This is a genomic window from Pseudonocardia oroxyli (assembly GCF_900102195.1).
In the GTDB taxonomy this organism is placed as follows: domain Bacteria; phylum Actinomycetota; class Actinomycetes; order Mycobacteriales; family Pseudonocardiaceae; genus Pseudonocardia; species Pseudonocardia oroxyli.
Window position 1 is genome coordinate 142870 of record NZ_FNBE01000014.1, and the last position, 17465, is coordinate 160334.

At 73.8% G+C, this 17465-nt stretch carries 19 protein-coding genes and 1 pseudogene; 8 read left to right on the top strand and 12 right to left on the bottom strand.

The features are described from left to right. Positions 1–388 precede the first annotated feature (388 nt). Positions 389–628: pseudogene (locus tag BLS43_RS20970) on the bottom strand (integrase core domain-containing protein); the annotation flags it as partial. Positions 629–872: 244 nt separating this feature from the next. On the opposite strand from BLS43_RS20970, the gene BLS43_RS20975 reads away from it, so the two are divergent. Beyond that, positions 873–2045, top strand: a complete 1173-nt coding sequence (locus BLS43_RS20975; RefSeq protein ID WP_176921450.1) for an HNH endonuclease signature motif containing protein — start codon at positions 873–875, stop codon at positions 2043–2045. A 768-nt stretch (positions 2046–2813) separates the two neighbouring features. On the opposite strand, the gene BLS43_RS20980 is transcribed toward BLS43_RS20975, so the two are convergent. The 3 genes from BLS43_RS20980 to BLS43_RS20990 all read right to left on the bottom strand — a co-directional run bounded on the left by BLS43_RS20980 (position 2814) and on the right by BLS43_RS20990 (position 5576). Next, on the bottom strand, positions 2814–3569 hold the full coding sequence (locus tag BLS43_RS20980; RefSeq protein WP_093087748.1) for an IclR family transcriptional regulator: 756 nt from the start codon (positions 3567–3569) through the stop codon (positions 2814–2816). Positions 3570–3642: 73 nt separating this feature from the next. Then, positions 3643–5046: a GntP family permease gene (locus tag BLS43_RS20985; RefSeq protein ID WP_093087751.1), complete on the bottom strand. Its 1404-nt coding sequence runs from the start codon at positions 5044–5046 to the stop codon at positions 3643–3645. Continuing rightward, positions 5043–5576: a gluconokinase gene (locus tag BLS43_RS20990; RefSeq protein WP_342741182.1), complete on the bottom strand. Its 534-nt coding sequence runs from the start codon at positions 5574–5576 to the stop codon at positions 5043–5045. Before BLS43_RS20990 ends, BLS43_RS20985 begins: the two co-directional genes overlap by 4 nt. 132 nt (positions 5577–5708) lie before the next feature. Between BLS43_RS20990 and BLS43_RS20995 the strand changes: the two genes are divergently transcribed. From BLS43_RS20995 to BLS43_RS21005, 3 genes are all read left to right on the top strand, one after another. Continuing rightward, the gene (locus BLS43_RS20995; RefSeq protein WP_245707640.1) at positions 5709–6407 is read left to right on the top strand and encodes a FadR/GntR family transcriptional regulator; all 699 of its coding nucleotides are present in this window, start codon (positions 5709–5711) and stop codon (positions 6405–6407) included. Positions 6408–6488: 81 nt separating this feature from the next. Continuing rightward, a complete protein-coding gene (locus BLS43_RS21000; RefSeq protein ID WP_143030139.1) occupies positions 6489–6860 on the top strand; it encodes a hypothetical protein in 372 nt (123 codons plus the stop codon). A 71-nt stretch (positions 6861–6931) separates the two neighbouring features. Further along, complete coding sequence (locus BLS43_RS21005; protein WP_143030140.1) at positions 6932–7216, top strand: hypothetical protein; 285 nt, start codon at positions 6932–6934, stop codon at positions 7214–7216. A gap of 10 nt (positions 7217–7226) precedes the next feature. On the opposite strand, the gene BLS43_RS21010 is transcribed toward BLS43_RS21005, so the two are convergent. Further along, positions 7227–7970 carry a GAF and ANTAR domain-containing protein gene (locus tag BLS43_RS21010; protein ID WP_143030141.1) on the bottom strand — a complete coding sequence of 248 codons (744 nt, stop codon included), beginning with the start codon at positions 7968–7970 and terminating at the stop codon, positions 7227–7229. A gap of 182 nt (positions 7971–8152) precedes the next feature. Between BLS43_RS21010 and BLS43_RS21015 the strand changes: the two genes are divergently transcribed. From BLS43_RS21015 to BLS43_RS21030, 4 genes are read left to right on the top strand one after another with little or no spacing between them, the layout of a single operon-like run. Next, positions 8153–8800 carry a HemK2/MTQ2 family protein methyltransferase gene (locus BLS43_RS21015; RefSeq protein WP_218129922.1) on the top strand — a complete coding sequence of 216 codons (648 nt, stop codon included), beginning with the start codon at positions 8153–8155 and terminating at the stop codon, positions 8798–8800. Next, a complete protein-coding gene (locus tag BLS43_RS21020) occupies positions 8793–9005 on the top strand; it encodes a CDGSH iron-sulfur domain-containing protein (protein WP_093087769.1) in 213 nt (70 codons plus the stop codon). Before BLS43_RS21015 ends, BLS43_RS21020 begins: the two co-directional genes overlap by 8 nt. Further along, the gene (locus BLS43_RS21025; RefSeq protein WP_093087772.1) at positions 9002–9988 is read left to right on the top strand and encodes an iron-containing redox enzyme family protein; all 987 of its coding nucleotides are present in this window, start codon (positions 9002–9004) and stop codon (positions 9986–9988) included. The genes BLS43_RS21020 and BLS43_RS21025 overlap by 4 nt, the downstream gene beginning before the upstream one ends. A 40-nt stretch (positions 9989–10028) precedes the next feature. Beyond that, complete coding sequence (locus BLS43_RS21030; RefSeq protein ID WP_093087775.1) at positions 10029–10805, top strand: TauD/TfdA dioxygenase family protein; 777 nt, start codon at positions 10029–10031, stop codon at positions 10803–10805. On the opposite strand, the gene BLS43_RS21035 is transcribed toward BLS43_RS21030, so the two are convergent. The 7 genes from BLS43_RS21035 to BLS43_RS21065 all read right to left on the bottom strand — a co-directional run bounded on the left by BLS43_RS21035 (position 10759) and on the right by BLS43_RS21065 (position 17452). Beyond that, the gene (locus BLS43_RS21035) at positions 10759–11811 is read right to left on the bottom strand and encodes a D-alanine--D-alanine ligase family protein (RefSeq protein WP_093087778.1); all 1053 of its coding nucleotides are present in this window, start codon (positions 11809–11811) and stop codon (positions 10759–10761) included. The genes BLS43_RS21030 and BLS43_RS21035 overlap by 47 nt on opposite strands. Continuing rightward, positions 11811–13157, bottom strand: a complete 1347-nt coding sequence (locus tag BLS43_RS21040; RefSeq protein ID WP_245707642.1) for an ATP-grasp domain-containing protein — start codon at positions 13155–13157, stop codon at positions 11811–11813. The genes BLS43_RS21035 and BLS43_RS21040 overlap by 1 nt, the downstream gene beginning before the upstream one ends. Continuing rightward, entirely contained in the window at positions 13154–13906 is a 753-nt protein-coding gene (locus BLS43_RS21045) for an O-methyltransferase (RefSeq protein WP_245707644.1), read from the bottom strand. Before BLS43_RS21045 ends, BLS43_RS21040 begins: the two co-directional genes overlap by 4 nt. Positions 13907–13911: 5 nt before the next feature. Next, positions 13912–15126, bottom strand: a complete 1215-nt coding sequence (locus tag BLS43_RS21050; protein ID WP_093087781.1) for a sedoheptulose 7-phosphate cyclase — start codon at positions 15124–15126, stop codon at positions 13912–13914. After that, a complete protein-coding gene (locus BLS43_RS21055) occupies positions 15126–15782 on the bottom strand; it encodes an HAD-IA family hydrolase (RefSeq protein ID WP_093087784.1) in 657 nt (218 codons plus the stop codon). Before BLS43_RS21055 ends, BLS43_RS21050 begins: the two co-directional genes overlap by 1 nt. Positions 15783–16054: 272 nt before the next feature. Then, positions 16055–16501, bottom strand: coding sequence for a PRC-barrel domain-containing protein (locus tag BLS43_RS21060; protein WP_143030142.1), 447 nt, complete (start codon positions 16499–16501; stop codon positions 16055–16057). Positions 16502–16618: 117 nt separating this feature from the next. Then, complete coding sequence (locus BLS43_RS21065; RefSeq protein ID WP_176921451.1) at positions 16619–17452, bottom strand: DUF1206 domain-containing protein; 834 nt, start codon at positions 17450–17452, stop codon at positions 16619–16621. Positions 17453–17465 lie beyond the last annotated feature (13 nt).

Here is a 17465-nt window from a genome sequence, read left to right on the forward strand (position 1 = left end):
GACAGTTGTGCATCAGGACATCGGTGGCAGTTGCTGTGTCAGGACCTCGGTGACGGTTTCTGGTTCTTCGGGCGACGGCCGCGGGGTCGGCCGTTCCCGACGTAGCTGATGCCCGGGGGGCGGGTCTGGTGCGTTCGGCGAGGATCTCGCCGTCGAGGTCGGTGATGATGACCTTGTCGCCGGGTTGGTCGCCGTCGCTGACGACGAGGACCTGCATACCCTTGTGAGGGCCGCCGACCTTGTAGATCACCATGTCGACGCCGATGTCGCCGCTGGCGCTCACCGTGCGCAGGCCCGTGCCGGCGGGGAGGCCTGGGGGCGGGGTCGGCCGGGGCCGAAGGCCGAGGACCGGCGGCCTGTAGACGGGCCGGTCCGGTCTCGGCCGGGGTGGATCAGCCTTCGGGGTGGCCTGCCACGCGGCCAGCGGGGTGATCCGCCTGGGCAGTCCTTGGTGTGGGCGTTCGGTGTTGTAGATGTGGTCGAACGCGTCGATCTGGGCCTGGATCTCGCCGAGCGTGGCCGCCAGGGGCTGCTTGTCGAGGTAGCGGAACAGGGTCTGATGGAAGCGTTCGTTCTTGCCCTGGGTGGTCGGCTTGTTCGGCTTGCCGTTGATCGCCTCGGTGCCCAACGCGGCGCGTCGTCAGGCCACCGCGAGATCGCAAGGCGGGCACGGGGATCGATGGGTTCCTGGGCGGCCATCGCGGAAGCCTCGCGGCCGAAGTGTCACCACCAAGAACACCCACAGTGTCACCGATGTCCTGATGCAGACTCGTCACCTATGTCCTGAGACATGGCACGGCGGGACGTGACGACTGCTCCAGCTCTTCGAACATATGTTCGCTTTGTGTCGGTTGAGCTGCTATGATGACTGCATGACCGCGACTCTCGCAGACCCTCCGACGGTGGCGGGTGTCGTGCCGTCGCGGGAGGAGCGGGCTGCGGGTTTCGCCCGGATCGAGCGGCTGGTCGTGCTGCGGAACCGGATCGACGCCGAGATCGCCGAGGAGGTCCGAGCCGCAGCACAGCGGGAGGTCGAGGCCCGTCTGCAGGAAGCACTCGCCGATCCCGAACGGGTCGAGGCGAGCATCGTCGGGCAGCTCGGGCTCGCCCTGCGGATCTCCCCGACCCGGGCCCGCACCCAGCTGCGCCTCGCCCGGGACCTGCACGCCGGGCTGGACACGATCCGGGAAGCGTTCGCGGCCGGGGAGCTCGACGAGCGGCGAGTCGCCGCGATCGTCGCCGCCGCCAGACACCTCGACCCCACCCCACGCGCTGAGCTCGACCGTCGTCTGGCCGCGCACGACCTGCCGATGCTCGGCGTGCGCAAGGTCGCCGACCTCGCTCGCTCGGTGAGCGCGGCGGTGGCACCGGAGAAGTTCGCCGAGCGTGCTCGCGCCGCCCGCCGGGACCGGCACGTGTCGATCAGCTCGGCCGAGGACGGCATGGCGGTGCTGCGGGCGCTGTTGCCGATGGAGCAGGCCATCACCTGCTACGCGGCGCTGCGCAAGGCGGTCACCGAACACTGGGTGTCCCCGGAGCCGGTGACCCGCACCCGCGGACAGATCATGGCCGACACCCTCGTCGAACGCCTCACCGGAGAGTCTGTAGCCACACCGACGCAGGTGGAGATCCAAGTCCTCGTACCGGTCGAGTCCCTCCTCGACCGCGACTCCCCGCTGCCCGCCGAGATCCCCGGCTTCGGGCCCACCAACCTCCTGAACGAGGCCCGGCGTGTGGGGTGGCGGCGGCTGGTCACCCGGGACGGCATCGTCATCGGCGGCGACTCCCGCCGCCGCGCCTTCGGCGGGGTGCTGGCCGACTGGATCCGGGCCCGGGACCATGGCCGCTGCACCGAACCCGGCTGCGACGCCCCCATCGCCCACCTCGACCACCGCAGACGCTGGTCCGAAGGCGGCCCGACGAGCCTGGACAACGGCCGCGGCACCTGCGCATTCCACAACCAACTCCGCGAACAACCAGGCTGGCACCTCACCGACCACACCACCACGACCCCCACCGGCCGCCGCTACAGCCTGCGCTCATAACCCGGCGCCCAGAGCGCACACCTTCCGCACCCCCACGTCCTCCACGTGGCGGATTCCGCAGCTGCCCGGGCACGGCTGCGCGCTCGTTGCCACGGGCATCGCGAGCCGGCGCCCCTCTGGTGTGTACCGCGCGGGCCGGCAACGGCGCCCGCGGGCGACTGGTCCCGCGAGGCCCCCACTATGGACACGCGAGTCCCCCACCGCAGAGACGCGAGTCGGACAGACTTCGAGGCGGCGACGTCCGGACCGCGCGCCCTGGCGCCCGACTCGCGGGCCGTCAGCGTCCGACTCGCCGGCGTCCGACTCCCGGCCGCCCTGTCCGACTCGCGAGCCATGGTGTCCGACTCCCGACCGCCCCGTCCGACACGCGAGCCATGGTGTCCGACTCGCGAGCCATGGTGTTCACATCGCGTGTCCATAGTGGGGACTCGCGGGTGTGAGGTGCGGGTCTCGCGGGGTCAGACCGTGTCGGGGGTAGGCCGCGGCAGCGTCGTCGCCGGCGGTCTCGGTGACCACAGCGCGGAGGCCGGGCGATGGGCCAGGCCGGGGACGGCCGCGACCCGGCGGGCGGCGACCAGCCGGGTCTCGCCGATCAGCGGGGCCGCGGAGCTCGGCGACGAGCGCGACGAGCGCCGCGGTGCGGGTCCGGCTCGGCCCCGTCCTCCCGCGCGCGCAGCTGCGCCTCGTGCCGGCGCCCGGCACTCGGCTGGTGCGGGACAGGCCGAGCACCGTGCGCCTCCCGCGCCACACCGGGGCGTGGCGGCACGGTCAGGCAGGCGCGCTGCTGGACAGGGAGCGGGCCGCCTGGATCAGGGCGGCGACGCGGCCGTCGTCGATGGTCTCCGGCATCCGGTTCACGGTGCCGACCAGGGCCAGGGTGGCGGCGAGGGCCCCGTCGACGCCGTAGACCGGTGCGGCCACGCAGCGCAGGCCGTCCGCCTTCGCGTCGCTGAACGCGACCCCCTGCTTGCGAATCGCCGCCCGCCTGCCCAGCAGCGCCTCGCGCTCGGCCTCCGGCACCGCGCTCGTCGCCCGGGCGAGGGCGCGGTCGTCGGAGAGGTGGGCGAGGAAGAGCTGCCCCTGCGCGGTGCCGATCGGCATGGTCGACCCCACCGCGAGGGAGATCCGGATGAAGCGGCTCTGCTCGTCGTGCACTCGGGCGACGAGCGGCCCGCTGCCACCCCACACCGACAGCGTGGAGGTCTCGTGCACCGTCTCGGACAGCTCCCGCATCACCGGGTCGGCCCGCTCGATGAGCGGCAGCCGGTCCAGCGCCAGCAGGCCGACACGGGAGAGCAGCGGCCCCAGCGAGTACCCCTGCCCGGTGGTGTGCACCAGCAGCCCGTGCTTCACCATCGCGGCCAGGTAGCGGTAGGTCGTGGAGCGGTTGAGTCCGAGCTCCGCGGTGGCCGTCGGCAGGTCGATCAACGACCGCTCCCCGCTGAACATCCGCAGCACCCCGGACACCCGGGCGAGCACCTGGAGATCGCGGCCCTCGCCCGGGGCGGCGGCCCCTTCGCTCATCCTGCCCTCCGGTCCGACGTGACGATCCCCCCATCATCGCCTACGTCGCCCGCGGGAGAGCCCGGGGACCCCGCTAGACGATCAGCCCGAGCAGCAGCACGAACACCAGGCCCGCGACCGAGATCAGGGTCTCCATCACCGACCAGGTCTTCAGGTTCTGCCCGACGGTGAGCCCGAAGTACTCCTTGACCAGCCAGAACCCGGCGTCGTTGACGTGCGAGAAGAACACCGAGCCCGCGCCGATCGCGAGCACCAGCAGCGAGGTGGTGGCCGGGTCCAGCGTGCTGACGAGCGGCGCGAGGATGCCGGACGCCGTCACCGTGGCGACCGTGGCCGAACCGGTGGCCAGCCGGATCAGCACGGCGACGCCCCAGGCCAGGAGCAGGACGGACACCCCGCTCCCCGCGACCCAGCCCGCGATGAGCCCGCCGATCTGGGTGTCGACCAGGACCTGCTTGAAGCCGCCGCCCGCGGAGACGATGAGCAGGATCCCGGCGATCGGCGGCAGCGCGGTCTCCACCGAGCGGCCGACTCCGGCGAGGCCCATCCCCCGCCCCAGCGTCACCATCCCGACCAGCACCGCGAGGAGCAGCGCGATCAGCGGGGTGCCGACGAAGTCCAGCACACCGCGGATCGGGGTGTCCCCGGGCAGGAAGATGTCCGCCAGCGCCTTGCCCATCATCAGCACGACGGGCAGGAGGACCGTGGCGAGCGTCGTCGCGAACGTGGGCCTGCGGACCTCGGTGCGGGTGGTGGTGCCGCCGCCGCTGGTGGGCTCGTCGGACTCGTCGGGCTCGAACAGTGCGGGCGGCGGGACGTCGACCCAGCGGGCGGCGTAGCGGGCGAAGAGCGGGCCCGCGATCGCGACCGTGGGGACGGCGACGATCACCCCGAACAGCAGGGTGATGCCCAGGTTGGCCCCGAGTGCGTCGATCGCGACGAGCGGGCCCGGGTGCGGCGGGACGAGGCCGTGCATCGCCGAGAGGCCCGCCAGGGCCGGGATGCCGACCCGGATCAGCGACAACCCCGAGCGGCGGGCGACGAGGAAGATCACCGGCATCAGCAGCACGAGGCCGATCTCGAAGAACATCGGGAGCCCGATCAGCGCCCCGACCGCGGCCATGGCCCACGGCAGGGTGCGCGGGCTCGACCGCCCGACGAGGGTGTCGACGATCCGGTCGGCGCCGCCGGAGTCCGCCAGCAGCTTGCCGAACATCGCGCCGAGCGCGATCAGCGTGCCGACGCTCGCGGCCGTGCTGCCGAAGCCCTTGGTGAAGCTCGTGACGGAGTCGGCCAGGGGCATCCCCGCGATCCCGGCGACGACCAGTGAGCCGATCGTCAGCCCGAGGAACGGGTGGATCTTGAAGCGGGTGATGAGCACGACGAGCACGGCGATGCCGATCAGCGCCGCGGCGACCAGCCTACCGCCCGAGGCGGTGGGGGCCGCGGCGTCGGCCGCGAGGAGGAGGGTGCTCATGCCGGCACCGCCCCGGTCCGCAGCGCGGTGGCGGCGGTCTCGACGAGGACGTCGACCGGCTGGTCGAGGTCCACGGTGATGCCCCACTCCTCGGCGGTGAGGGGCTCGAGCGTGGCGAACTGCGACTCGACGAGCGAGGCGGGCATGAAGTGCCCCGGCCTGCCCGCCACCCGCCGCGCGACGACCTCGGGCGAGCCGTCGAGGTGCACGAACACGGTCCGGGCGGAACCCGAGCGCAGCACGTCCCGGTACTCGTGGCGCAGCGCCGAGCAGCTCAGCACTCCGCCGGTGGGCTCGTGGGCCGCCAGCCAGTCGGCGAGCGCGTGGAGCCACGGGACGCGGTCCGCGTCGGTCAGCGGCGTGCCCGCCGCCATCTTCGCGACGTTCGCCTGCGGATGGAAGTCGTCGCCGTCGGCGAAGGGCACGCGCAGGCGCTGGGCGAGCGCGGCGCCGACGGTGGTCTTGCCGGATCCGGAGACCCCCATGACGGTGACCAGGGGTGGGGTCTCGCTCGCGGTGGGGAGTGGCACGTCGCTGTCCTCTCGGCGTCGTTCGTTGACGGCTTCGTCGAGCGTGGACGATAAGTAGTATTTATGCAACGCTGTATCGAATCAGATCCTACTAATTGGCGTTCCGCCTGCTGCGAGTGTGATGATTCGCCGGTGTCGGAGCCGAGGGAGTCGCTGCACGGAGACGTGCTCGACCAGCTGGGCCTGCTCGTGACCGGCGGCGGGCTGACCGCCGGACAGACGGTGCTCACCGAGGAGCTGGGTACCCGGTTCGGCGTGTCCCGCACCGTCGTGCGCGAGGCCGTGCGGGTCCTGGAGTCGATGGGACTGGTGACGAGCAGGCGCCGGGTGGGCGTGACGGTCGCCCCGCGCTCGCAGTGGCAGGTCCACGATCCGCGGGTCATCCGCTGGCGCCTCGACGGGCCCGGCCGCGAGGAGCAGCTGCGGACCCTCACCGAGCTGCGCGGCGGCGTCGAGCCGGTGGCCGCCCGGCTCGCCGCGACCCATGCGACGCCGCAGCAGTGCGGCGAGCTGACCCGCGCGGTGATGGACATGGCCGTGCACGGGCGGGCGGGCGCGCTGGAGCCCTACCTGGAGGCGGACGTCCGCTTCCACTCGACGCTGCTGGCCGCCTCGGGCAACGAGATGCTGGCCGCCTTCTCCGGCATGGTCGCCGAGGTGCTGGCGGGCCGCACCCGCCACGACCTCATGCCGAGCCGACCGGAGCCTGCCGCCATCCGCCTGCACGCGGACGTCGCCGAGGCGGTCCAGGCGGGTGACGCGGCTGCCGCGGAGACCGCCATGCGCGGCATCCTCGCCGAGGTCGACGACGCGATGCAGCGCACCGACTGAGCCCCTCAGCCTCCGGGCGCGAGCCCACCGCGCGGTCCGACCAGGCGGTGTGGGCGCAGGGAGCACGGGTAGCACCCGGACATGAACTCCCCCGCACCCGCCGCTCGCGGACGCCGAGACCGACGCCGGACCGTCCTGCCGATACTCCTGGCCCTGCTGGCCCTCCTGATGGTCGGCGCGTGTGCGGGCGGCTCCCGCAGCGGCTCCGACCAGCCCGGCGTGGACAACGCCCAGACCGCGCCGGTCTCGGTCAACGACTCGTCCGAGCAGGATCTCGCCGCCGCGCTGCGCGGGCTGGACGTGCCCGATCCGGAGAACTGGGCGCAGATCCTCGCCGAGTACAAGCCCTACGCCGAGGGCGACGCGGGCCGACAGCAGATCCAGGACGTCCTGACCCGGTTCCGGGCCGACCAGGAGACGGCCGAGAAGATCAGCCGGTCGGTCGTCCCGTGACGTCGGGCCGCGGCGGCCGCCGGGTCGGAGACGGACGGTTCGAGCCCCGCCCGCGGGGGAACCTCTCCGAGGTGACAGGTGTCGATGGCGGCCCCGGGCCCGAGGCATCGATGCTCTCCGCCCACGCGCTCCGCGCCGGGCTGGCCCTCAGCGACATGAGCATCACCGACCTCTGGCTCGCCGCGGTCGCCCTCGGCGCGACCATGACCCTCGACGACCTCGCCGCCACCGTCGCGTTGCAGCGGGAACCGGCGGGCCTCGAGCACGACATGGTCGCCGCGGCGCTCAACGACTGGTTCGTCGACCACTGGGGCCGCCAGCCGGTCGCCTACTCCGACGAGCTGCGGCCACCCTGAACCGCCCGCCTCAGGTCGGGAAGCCCCGGTGCGCGGCCACCTGGTCGGCCAGGTCGGCCAGCTTGACGTTGCGGTCCTGGGAGTACCGCCGCAGCAGCGCGAACGCCTCGTCGGGCCCCAGCTCGTAGCGCGCCATCAGGATGCCCTTGGCCTGCCCGATGCGGTCGCGGTTGGTCAGGGCGTCGCGCAGCTGTTCGATCAGCCGGGTCTGGGCGAGCGCGATGCTCGCCAGGGCGGTCAGCAGCGCCACCGCGGACCCGTCGACGTCCCCGAAGGCCTCCGGAGCCTCGGCGTAGAGGCTGAGGGTGCCCAGCAGCTTGTCGTCGGCCGCGAGCGGGAGACAGAGCACGGACCGCACACCCAGCCGCTGCGCGGTCTTGGCGTAGGCGGGCCACCGGTCCTCCTCCGCGGTGTCTCGGACCTGGACCACGACCTGGTCGGACGCCGCGGTCAGGCAGGGCCCCTCGCCCGTCTCGGTCTGCAGGCGGTCCAGCTCCGCGGGGGCCGGGCCGGTCGCCGCCACCGTCGTCAACCGGTGGCGGGCGGAGACGACGATGACCCCCGCCGCCGTCGCCGGGCCGACGATGTCCACGGCCTGGTCGCAGATGGCCGCCACCAGGTCGTCGACGCTGCCGCTGCGGGCGTGCAACGTCCGGGCGAGGGTCTCGGCACCGCGGCGGGCCGTCGCGGTCAGCGTCTGCTCCAGGTGGTCGGGGCGCTCGGCCACCCCACCGGCGTCCAGTCGTTCCGCCACAGTGGACTCCTCATCACGGGGTCGCGATGGGCGGTCTCGTGGCTGAACCCGCGCCGATGACGGGTCCTGTCTACCGAAGAACACCGGGGCGCGCAGCGCGGCGCCGGGCGGCGGGTTGGACCCGCGACGCGCGGGTAGCCCGCACTCCCGCCACCTCCACCACAGCACCAGGGACGACGCTCGTGATCTTGCTCTGCCCGCCCGGCGTGTACCGGGCCCAGTCGGACACCGACCTCCTCGCCGGCCACCTCACCGGGACCGCCACCGGTCGAGACGTCCTCGACCTCGGCACGGGCACCGGGGCCCTCGCCCTGTCCGCGTGGCGGGCGGGCGCGGCGTCGGTGACCGCGGTCGACCTCGCGCGCCGCTGCGTCGCGACCACGCGGCTCAACTGCCTGCTGCACGGCACCCCGGTCCGGGTGCTCCGCGGCGACCTGTTCGCCCCGGTCGCGGGCAGGCGGTTCGGGATGATCGTCGCGAACCCGCCCTATGTGCCGTCCGAGGCCGCCGTGCTGCCGCGACACCGCGCCGCCCGCAGCTGGGACGCGGGCCCCGACGGACGCGCGGTCCTGGACCGGATCTGCGACGCCGCCCCGGACCACCTCACCGACGACGGGATCCTGATGATCGTGCACTCGCAGGTCTGCGGCCCGCAGGCCACCCTCGACCGGCTCGAGCGCCGAGGCCTGCGGGCGACGGTCGTGGACCGCTCCCGGATACCCTTCGGCCCCGTGATGCGCTCCCGGGCGGGCCTGCTCGAACGCCGCGGGCTGGTGGCGCCCGGCGACCGACTGGAGGAGCTCGTCGTCGTGGAGGCCCGCCGTGGCTGAGCCGACGCAGCCGTCGCCAGCACACCCGACGCGCATCACCCTCACCGAGGAGGGCCCCGCCCTGGTGACCGGGCCGGTCGAGCTGGCCCTGCCCGACGGCACCGTCGTGCGGTCCGACCGCGCCGTGACCGCCGTGTGCCACTGCCGCCGCAGCAGGCGCTACCCGATCTGCGACGCCTCCCACCGACGCAAGGAACGCGCATGACCACCGCCCTGGCGGGCCAGGTGCTCCCCACCGCCCGCGGACCGCTGTCCTCCGCGGTCCTCGACGCCCTGCGAGGCGGCCGACCCGCCGCCGTCGACACCGCCGCCGCGGACCCCTACGGCGACGACCTGCAGCTCGCCCTGCACTGCTGCTACGAGCTGCACTACCGCGGCTTCGCCGGGGTCGACGACGCCCTGGAGTGGGACCCCGACCTGCTGGCCCTGCGCCGCGGCCTCGAGACCCGCTTCCTGGCCGCGCTGCGCGGCGACGTCCCGCCCGGCGCGGACGTCGACGCCGAGGTCGAGGCCCTGCTCGTCGAGCCCGTGGGGCCGCACGTGCGCGGGGTCTCCCACCACCTGCACCGCGCGGGCACCGTCGAGCAGCTGCGCGAGTACGTCGTGCACCGCTCCATCTACCACCTCAAGGAGGCAGACCCGCAGGCCTGGGCGATCCCGCGGCTCACCGGGGCGGCGAAGGCGGGCCTGGTCACCGTGGAGCACGACGAGTACGGCTCCGGGCGGCCCGAACGCATGCACTCGCGTCTGTTCGCCGAGATGATGACCGAGCTCGGCCTCTCCGACCGCTACGGCGCCCACACCGACCGGGTGTCCGGCGCGACCCTCGCCGAGGTCAACCTGATGTCGCTGTGCGGGCTGCACCGCCGCCTGCGCGGCGCGTCGGTCGGCCAGTTCGCGATGGTCGAGCTGACGTCCTCACCCGGCTCGGAGCGGCTGGTGCGCGCCCTGCGACGGCTGGGGTGCGGACCGGCCGCGATCCACTTCTACGACGAGCACGTGGAGGCCGACGCCGTGCACGAGCAGGTGGTGCGCCGCCAGGTCCTCGCCCCGCTGCTCGCCGCCGAGCCGGAGCTGGCCGCGGACGTGGTGTTCGGGATCCGCGCGAGCCGGTTCCTCGGCGAGCGGATGGGCGAGCAGGTGCTCTCCTGCTGGGAGCGTGGGGAGAGTAGCCTGCGGCCCGCGTGATCGACGCGCGGCGCGGGGCGGCGGACCGCACACTGAGACGATGGAACTCGTTGCGCGACAACCGCTCGGGGCCACGATCCACGGTCTGGACGTGGCCGCCGCCGACCCGGCCCTGCTCGTCGCACTGCTGGCCGAGCACGGGGTGCTGGTCCTGCCGCGACAGTCGGTCGACGACGCCGGGTTCGCGGCGTTCCTGCGGCGGTTCGGCCCGCTCGCCTTCACCCCCGGCGAGACGCCGCTGCCGGACTTCCCGGAGCTGAACGTGGTCAGCAACGTCGGCCGGACCACGCCGCCGCGGAGCTCGTTCCACGTGGACACCAGCTACGTCTCCCGCCCGCCCGCGTTCACCGCGCTGCGGGCGGTCGCGATCCCGCGGGTGGGCGGGGCGACGCAGTTCACGAACCAGTACCGCGCCCACGACACGCTTCCCGACGGCTGGCGGGAGCGGTTGGCGGGCAGGCGGATCCGGCACGTCGTCACGGGGGTGGCGCCCGAGGCGGCGGGCCCGGAGACCGAGGCCGACCACCCCGTCCTCCGCCGCCACCCGGTGTCCGGGCGGACCGCGCTCTACCTCTCCACGCCGGCGCGGTGCGTGGCGGTCAGCGGGATGTCGGAGGCGGAGTCCCGCGAGACCGTCGAGTTCCTGTTCGCGCACTCCACCCGCGAGGACAACGTGCTGCGCCACGAGTGGTCGCCCGGTGACGTCGTGGTCTGGGACAACGCCTGCGTGCTGCACCGGGCGGACCACTCCGGGGTGGACGGTGACCGGATCATGCACCGGGGGATGGTGGCCGGACCGGTGCCGGTCCCCGCGTGACCCGGCGGGCCAGCTCGTCGAACAGCTGCCGCACGCCGATCCCCGCGGCCTGCGCCATCGTCGCGACCACGGAGGACGGGGCGAAGGAGCAGTAGAGCCCGGCCTCCAGGAACCAGGGTCGCCCCTGCGGGTCCACCCGGAAGTCGAACAGCCCGTAGTGCCGACACCCCAGCGCGCGGTGGCAGGCGCGCGCAGCCGCCCACACCGCGGCCGTGACGGGGTCGGCGGGATCGGTGGGGTTCACGATCCACGAGCGGGTCGGGTCCTTCGCGACCAGGCGCAGCTCCCCGGCGCCGTCGCGGGCCAGCTTGTCGCTCGCGAGCCGGATCGGCTTCTCGTCGGGGTCCATCGGGTACTCCTCCAGCGGCAGGCAGACCAGCTCGCCGTCCCGCTCGAGCACCCCGCACCGCACCTCCCGGCCGAGGGGGACGAACTCCTCGACCAGCGCCGCGGACGAGTGCGACCAGGCCTCCTTCAGCGCGGCGCCCAGCTCGCCGGGGTCCCGCACGTGGGTCACGCCGACGGAGTTGTCCGCGTCGACCGGCTTGACGACGGCGGGCACCCCGATCGTCGGGGACTCCCCCGGCCGCAGCACCTCCCCCGCGGGCACCGCGACACCCGCGGCGGCGACCACGGCACGCGCCTTGGCCTTGTCCGCCCCCAGGGCCATCACCTCCGGCGGGTTGCCCAGGTAGGGGACGCCGAGGACGTCGAACAGGGCGCGGTAGTGGGTCATGCCGGGCGGGCAGAACATCTGGGGGACCATCACGTCCACCCCCACCCCCTCGATCAGGGCGAGGGCGTCCGCGAGCGGCATGCTCGGCGCGGCGGCGAGCGCGGCGGGGTCGAGGGCCGACGGGAACCGCCACCGCCCGTCCGGTGACACGTAGGCGATGAGGTTCTCGTGCCCGCCCGCGACGACCCGCAGGCAGTCCTCGGCGTAGAGGCGGGACAGGTCGGCGAAGAAGTCGTCGACGGCGGAGCCGACGAGGTGCAGGACGCGCATCAGTCGCCTCCGGGCTCGACGAGCTTGCCGATGTTGACGTCGATCTTCATCCAGGCCCTGCGCCTGCGGAGTGCGTCGAGGAGCAGGGCGGTGATCTGCAGGTGCGGCAGGAGCAGGAAGGGCAGGGGGTCCCACGCCTCGAGCAGCGCCTCCTTGCCCCGCACCACGGTCCGGACCCGTTCCGCCACGGTGGACGGATGGCGCAGCAGCAGCCACAGCTCGTGGTGCAGCCAGTAGGTCGGGCGGCTCCGCCCGGTCGGCCGCACGGTGGGTCCGTCGCCGTCCAGGTAGGCCGACGCCACCCCGGGGTGGTCGTAGAACATCGTGATCGCCGAGTGCGTGCGGGGGTTGCACTCCAGCCCGTACACGCGTCCGTCGGGTGTCTGCATGAAGTCGAACGACAGCTGCCCGGTGGCGCCCGTCGCGGCCACGAAGCGCCGCACCCACTCCTCGATCTGCGGGTGCTCGACGTGCGCGTAGTTCAGCTGGAACCCCGACGACGGACAGCAGCAGTGCAGCCGCACCCGGCCGTCCCGGACCGTGCTGTGCGTGCAGAACTCGGTGCCCTCCACGAACTCCTGCAGGATCCACGGGTTCGCGGCGCTGATCGGCAGGGTGTGCGCGAACCGCGCCGTCTCCTCCGCGGTCGGCCGCGGCAACCGGGTGAGGTCCATGCGGCGGACGGGGTCGTAGGCGATCGACTTCGCCACGTACGACCGTCCGGGCGGGTAGGCGAAGTCCACGAGCTCCTGCGGGTCGGTGATGCGGTGGGTCTCCGGGACGCCGAGGCCGAGCGCGGCGGCCGTCTCGGCGAACCGGTGCTTGTCGTCCACCATCGCGACGTTCTCCGGGCCCGGGTGCACGACCTCGCAGAACGGTTCGAGCGCCCGCTTCGCCAGCGCGTCGTACCGGCTGGCCAGCGGGCTGCAGACGGGCACGTACACGTCCGCCTGCTCCAGCTCGGCGATCGCGGTGAGGCGGTCCGTGTAGTCGGGATGGTCGGGGGCGGGCACCGTGTGGAAGGCCGACACCGCCCGGGAGAAGCGGTGGGCGCCGAGCCGGTACCGCGCCTGCTCGACGAGCACCACGCGGTGCCCGGCCCGGTGGAACGCCCGGGCCAGCGCCAGCGCCTTGGTCATCTTCCCGCCGCTGACCAGCACGGTCAGCGGGCGGTCCGGGGTCGCTCGGCGCAGCGGGCGGGCCACCCCGACGAGCGCCGCCACCGCGGCGACGAGCAGGTCGACCGGTAGCGCCGCGGTGAGCAGGGTGAGCATGCCGAGCGTGCGCGCGGTGGTCCGGTCCCGCGGGCGCGCGCGTCTGCGGGTGTCCTCCAGCAGCCGGGTCACGAGACCCTCCGGATCAGCGTGACGCCGTCCCGCAACGGGACGAGCACCTGCTCGACGCGCGGATCCGCGGCCACCGCGCGGTTGAAGTCGGCGACGGCGGCGGCGTTCGGCCCGCTCCCCGTCGTCCAGGGCAGCCCCTGCATCAGGGTGTTGTCCACGCAGATCGTGCCGCCCTCGGCGAGCAGCCCGGACTCCAGCACCGCGTCCAGGTAGCCGAGGTAGCCGGCCTTGTCTGCGTCGAGGAACACCAGGTCGAACGGCTCATCGAGGGATCGCAGGGTGTCCTCCGCCGGGCCGACCCGCACGTCGATCCGCCCCCCGGCCGGGGATCCGGCGACGCAGCCGCGGGCGAACTCCGCGACGTCGGCATCGACCTCGCAGGCCACCACCACGCCGTCGGCGGGCAGGGCCTCGGCCATGGCCAGCGCGGAGTAGCCGGTGAACAGGCCGATCTCCAGCACCCGCCGGGCCCCGGTCATGCGCACGAGGAAGCGCAGGAACCGACCCTCGACGTGCCCGGAGAGCATCTCCTGCTCCAGCGCGCCCTCCCACACGTGCTCCCGGGTCCGGCGTTCCAGCTCCCGCAACGCCGCCGAGGCGGGCGAGGTGTGCTCGTCGAGATACGGGTCGAGCCCGGCGGCGAGGTCGTGCGCTCGGCGCAGTTCCGCGTCCTCGGGGTGCCGGGCGACGGCGTCGGCGAGCAGGGCGGCGAGGATCGTGGTCGGCGTGACCGGACGTGGGCCGCCCACCGTCCTCAGGCCGGCCGCGACCACATCGCCACCCCCTCCACGGCGGTCGGCAGGTCGGTCACCAGATCCTTGTGCGCCGCGAGGGTGTCGGCCAGCTCGGTGGTGGTGACGTCGTTGAGGAAGCGGCAGGCACCGATCGGGTCGGGGACGGCGGCGCGCAGCAGTCCGCCACGGGTCTGCACGATCGAGTCCGTGGCCCGCGTGAGCAGCTCCGCGGTGAGCAGCGGGCTGTCGACGGCCAGGCCGAGCCCGCTGAACAGCCGGTGGATGCGGTCGCGCTCCCCCGCCGACACGTGGCCGCGCCGCTGCGCGAGGGTGGCGGAGAAGGCCATGTCGATGCTGATGGCGTGGCCGTGCAGCATCGGTGTGTCCGGTGCCAGCTCCAGCGTCGGGCTCCACGTGTGGCCGAAGGCGATGACCCGGTCGAGGTCGAGCTCGTGCAGGTTGGCGTGTTCCAGCTCGAGCATCGTGCGGATCGCCTCGTAGCCCGCGTGGTGCGCGGTCTCACGCAGCTCGGGGGTGCCGTCCCGGTGGCCGAACCCGGTGGTCAGCAGCTCCTCGCCGTACTTCTCCAGGACGCCGAACAGCTCGGCGTTGGCCACCGTGGCGATCTTGACCATCTCCGCGAGGCCGTTGCGGACCTGCGGCTGCGGCAGGGTGGCGAGGAAGCCGAAGTCCAGCAGGACCTCGCGCGAGGCGTGGAAGGCGCCGAGCCGGTTCTTGTGCTTGCCGTGGTTGACCGCGACCTTCATCGCGACACTCGCGTCGATCAGGCCGATCAGCGTCGTCGGGATCCGGACGTACGGCGTGCCGCGCTTGTAGGAGGCGCAGGCGAACCCGGTGACGTCCGTCGTCAGGCCACCTCCGACCACCAGGACGGGCTCGGTGCGCAGCAGGCCGAAGGCCGCGAACTCGTCGACGATCCGCTCCAGCGTGCGCAGGCTCTTGGCCGTCTCCGCGATCCGCAGCGCGACGATCGTCACCGGGATCCGGTGGTGGTCGAAGTAGGCGCGCATGCGGTCGCCGTAGAGGCCGTGCACCGTCTCATCGACGATCGCCAGGCACCGACCCCGGTCCCGGTAGAGGTCCGCGACCTGCGGGTTCTCGGGAGCGAACACGCCGTCGACGTAGCGCAGGGTGAAGTCGATCGGCTCCCAGCTCTGCACGCGGAAGTCGGTGGCGGTGGCGGTCAGGACGGCGCGGGGGGCGCTCGCGGTCATCACGCGACCCGTCCGACGAGAGCGTCCGCATCGAGGCGGTCGGTGCGATCGGCGGGGAAGTCGTGCCCCGCGGTGTTCGTGTTGGGGAAGGCGATGCACTCGATGCCGGCCGAGGTGGCCGACCCGACCCCGCCGAGGTTGTCCTCGATCGCGACGCACGATCCGGCGTCCTCGCCCAGCACGGACAACGCGTACCGGTAGGCGGCCGGATCCGGTTTCGGGTCGTCGACCGAGGAGCTGTCCACGACGACGTCGAACACCGCGCGGTCGAGGTGGGGCTCGAGGCCGGTGAGGAGGGCCTCGACGTTCTCCGGCGCGGTGGTGGTGACCAGCCCGACCCGGACGCCGGCCCGGCGGGCCGCCTCGACCGTCTCCAGGACACCCGGTCGGGGTGTGAGCGGGGTGGACCGCAGGCTCTCCTGGAAGAGCGCGGACTTGGTGTGGTGCACGGCCTCGGCGTCGACCTGGACACCCGTGCGGTCGGCCTCCTCGGCGACGCGGCGACGACCGCCGCTCGACTGCAGCAACCGGGCGTACTCCTCCTGCGACCACGACCAGTCGAGGCCGTGCCGGGCGAACGCGCGGTTGTACGCGTCGCGTTGGAGCTCTGAGGTGTCGGCGAGCGTGCTGAGGGAGCCGAACAGGACTGCGGGCATGACGGGACCTCTCACGAGAGACGTGATGACAGCGGTGTCGGGTCCGTCGAGCGGGGGCGAGCGGAACCACGAGGGGCCCGCGACGCGGGCCTGGGGTGATACGCGGCGACGACCCCGATGGGAGCGGTGGTCTCGCCGGTCTGGTGCCCCGGCAGGGGCGACGGATGGGGCCTGGCGGTCTCCTCGTCACGACGGCGCCCCGGGGCGTCACGGGGTCTCGTCCAGTATCGGGACTCCCCCGGGGACGGCAACTCGACCTCGGGGGCCGCCGGTCAGGCGGACCGCACCCCCGGCACGCCGTCCTCGCCCGTGTCCGGCCGGCCCGCGGCGGCGAAGCCGTCCGCGCCCGCCGCCACCTCGTCGCGTTCGGCGCGGTCGTCCTCTCGGCCGGAGTGCCTGCCCGCGGGGTGCTCGCCCCCGCCGGGCAGGCCGTAGTGCGCCAGCAGTGCGGCGCGCTCCCCGGGGGTGAGACGCTCGGCCGCCGGGACGGGCGCGGTCCGGACGGCGTGCGCGTCGTGGGGCACGGCGAGGGTGTCTCCGTCGATCTCCGATCCCGCGAGCGGGACCGGGGCCGTCGGGCTCCCGGCGCGGGTGAGCACCGCCCACTCGAGCTCGCCGGTCTCGTCCTCGGCGAGGACCGCGTCGACGGTGCCGAGCTCCTCGCCCCCGGTGCCGATCACGATCTTCCCGACCAGGGCGTCCGCGTCCGTGTGATCCATCTGCCGGGGGTACCCGGGCCGCGCGCACCCATGCGGGTGCCGTCCTGCGGCCGCCGTCTCACCCGCGACGGCGAGCGGGTCACCCTGCTGCGGACCCGCCCGCACGGACCGGGCGCGTCAGGCGCGGCGCAGCGCCGCGTCCGCGACGCAGTAGAGCCCGAAGGCCCCGAAGCCCAGCGCCACGGCGACGACGAGGAACGGTCCGAGCGGGGTCTCGGCGAGGGCCCGCAGCGCGGCGTCGAGCCCGCCGGCCCGCTCCGCGTCCGACGCCACGGCCGCGGTCACCACCAGGATCCCGACGACGGCCAGCGCCACCGCCCTGGCGACGTGCCCGAGCGCGCCCACCACCTCGATCAGGCGCCGCACGGCCGAGGGCACCTGCCGGACGTCCAGGTCGCCCATGAACGTCCGCCGGACCCCGGTGTAGGTCATGGTGACCGCGACGATCCCGATCACCACGCCGCCGAGCAGGACCAGCAGCCTGCCCGCGGGCAGCACCAGGACGTCGGCCACCGTCTCGCGTGCGCCCGCGTCGCCGGAGCGCCTGCCGGAGAACAGGAACGCCACCGTCACACCGGCGAGGGCGAGCATCGCGGCGGCCTTCGAGACGGCGCCGACCCGCTTGCGCACCCGCTCGCCGCCGGAGACCCAGCGAAACCCCCACCACGCCGCCGACAGCTGCCAGACCGCGAACGCGACGAGCCCCACGGCGATCACCACCAGGCCCACCGCCCCGGCCCCGGTCGCGGCGATCTCGGCGACCGCGCCCTGGGCGTCGGCCGACCCCTCCGGCGCCCCCAGCGCCGCCCGCACGGCCAGCCAGGCCACCACGAGGTGCACGACGCCGTAGGAGACCAGCCCGATCCGGCCGAGCAGGTCGATCGCGGGGCCGGGCGCGTCGGAGCGGCCCGCGCGCACGGAGCGGCGGAGCCGCCGCAGGGAGAGGGTCACCCGCACACCCTGG

Excerpts from the sequence above, each read along its gene's own strand:
- BLS43_RS20975 (WP_176921450.1), top strand. The coding sequence starts at position 873 with ATGACCGCGACTCTCGCAGACCCTCCGACGGTGGCGGGTGTCGTGCCG.
- BLS43_RS20980 (WP_093087748.1), bottom strand. The coding sequence starts at position 3,569 with ATGAGCGAAGGGGCCGCCGCCCCGGGCGAGGGCCGCGATCTCCAGGTG.
- BLS43_RS20985 (WP_093087751.1), bottom strand. The coding sequence starts at position 5,046 with ATGAGCACCCTCCTCCTCGCGGCCGACGCCGCGGCCCCCACCGCCTCG.
- BLS43_RS21000 (WP_143030139.1), top strand. The coding sequence starts at position 6,489 with ATGAACTCCCCCGCACCCGCCGCTCGCGGACGCCGAGACCGACGCCGG.
- BLS43_RS21025 (WP_093087772.1), top strand. The coding sequence starts at position 9,002 with ATGACCACCGCCCTGGCGGGCCAGGTGCTCCCCACCGCCCGCGGACCG.
- BLS43_RS21030 (WP_093087775.1), top strand. The coding sequence starts at position 10,029 with ATGGAACTCGTTGCGCGACAACCGCTCGGGGCCACGATCCACGGTCTG.
- BLS43_RS21035 (WP_093087778.1), bottom strand. The coding sequence starts at position 11,811 with ATGCGCGTCCTGCACCTCGTCGGCTCCGCCGTCGACGACTTCTTCGCC.
- BLS43_RS21050 (WP_093087781.1), bottom strand. The coding sequence starts at position 15,126 with ATGACCGCGAGCGCCCCCCGCGCCGTCCTGACCGCCACCGCCACCGAC.
- BLS43_RS21055 (WP_093087784.1), bottom strand. The coding sequence starts at position 15,782 with ATGCCCGCAGTCCTGTTCGGCTCCCTCAGCACGCTCGCCGACACCTCA.
- BLS43_RS21060 (WP_143030142.1), bottom strand. The coding sequence starts at position 16,501 with ATGGATCACACGGACGCGGACGCCCTGGTCGGGAAGATCGTGATCGGC.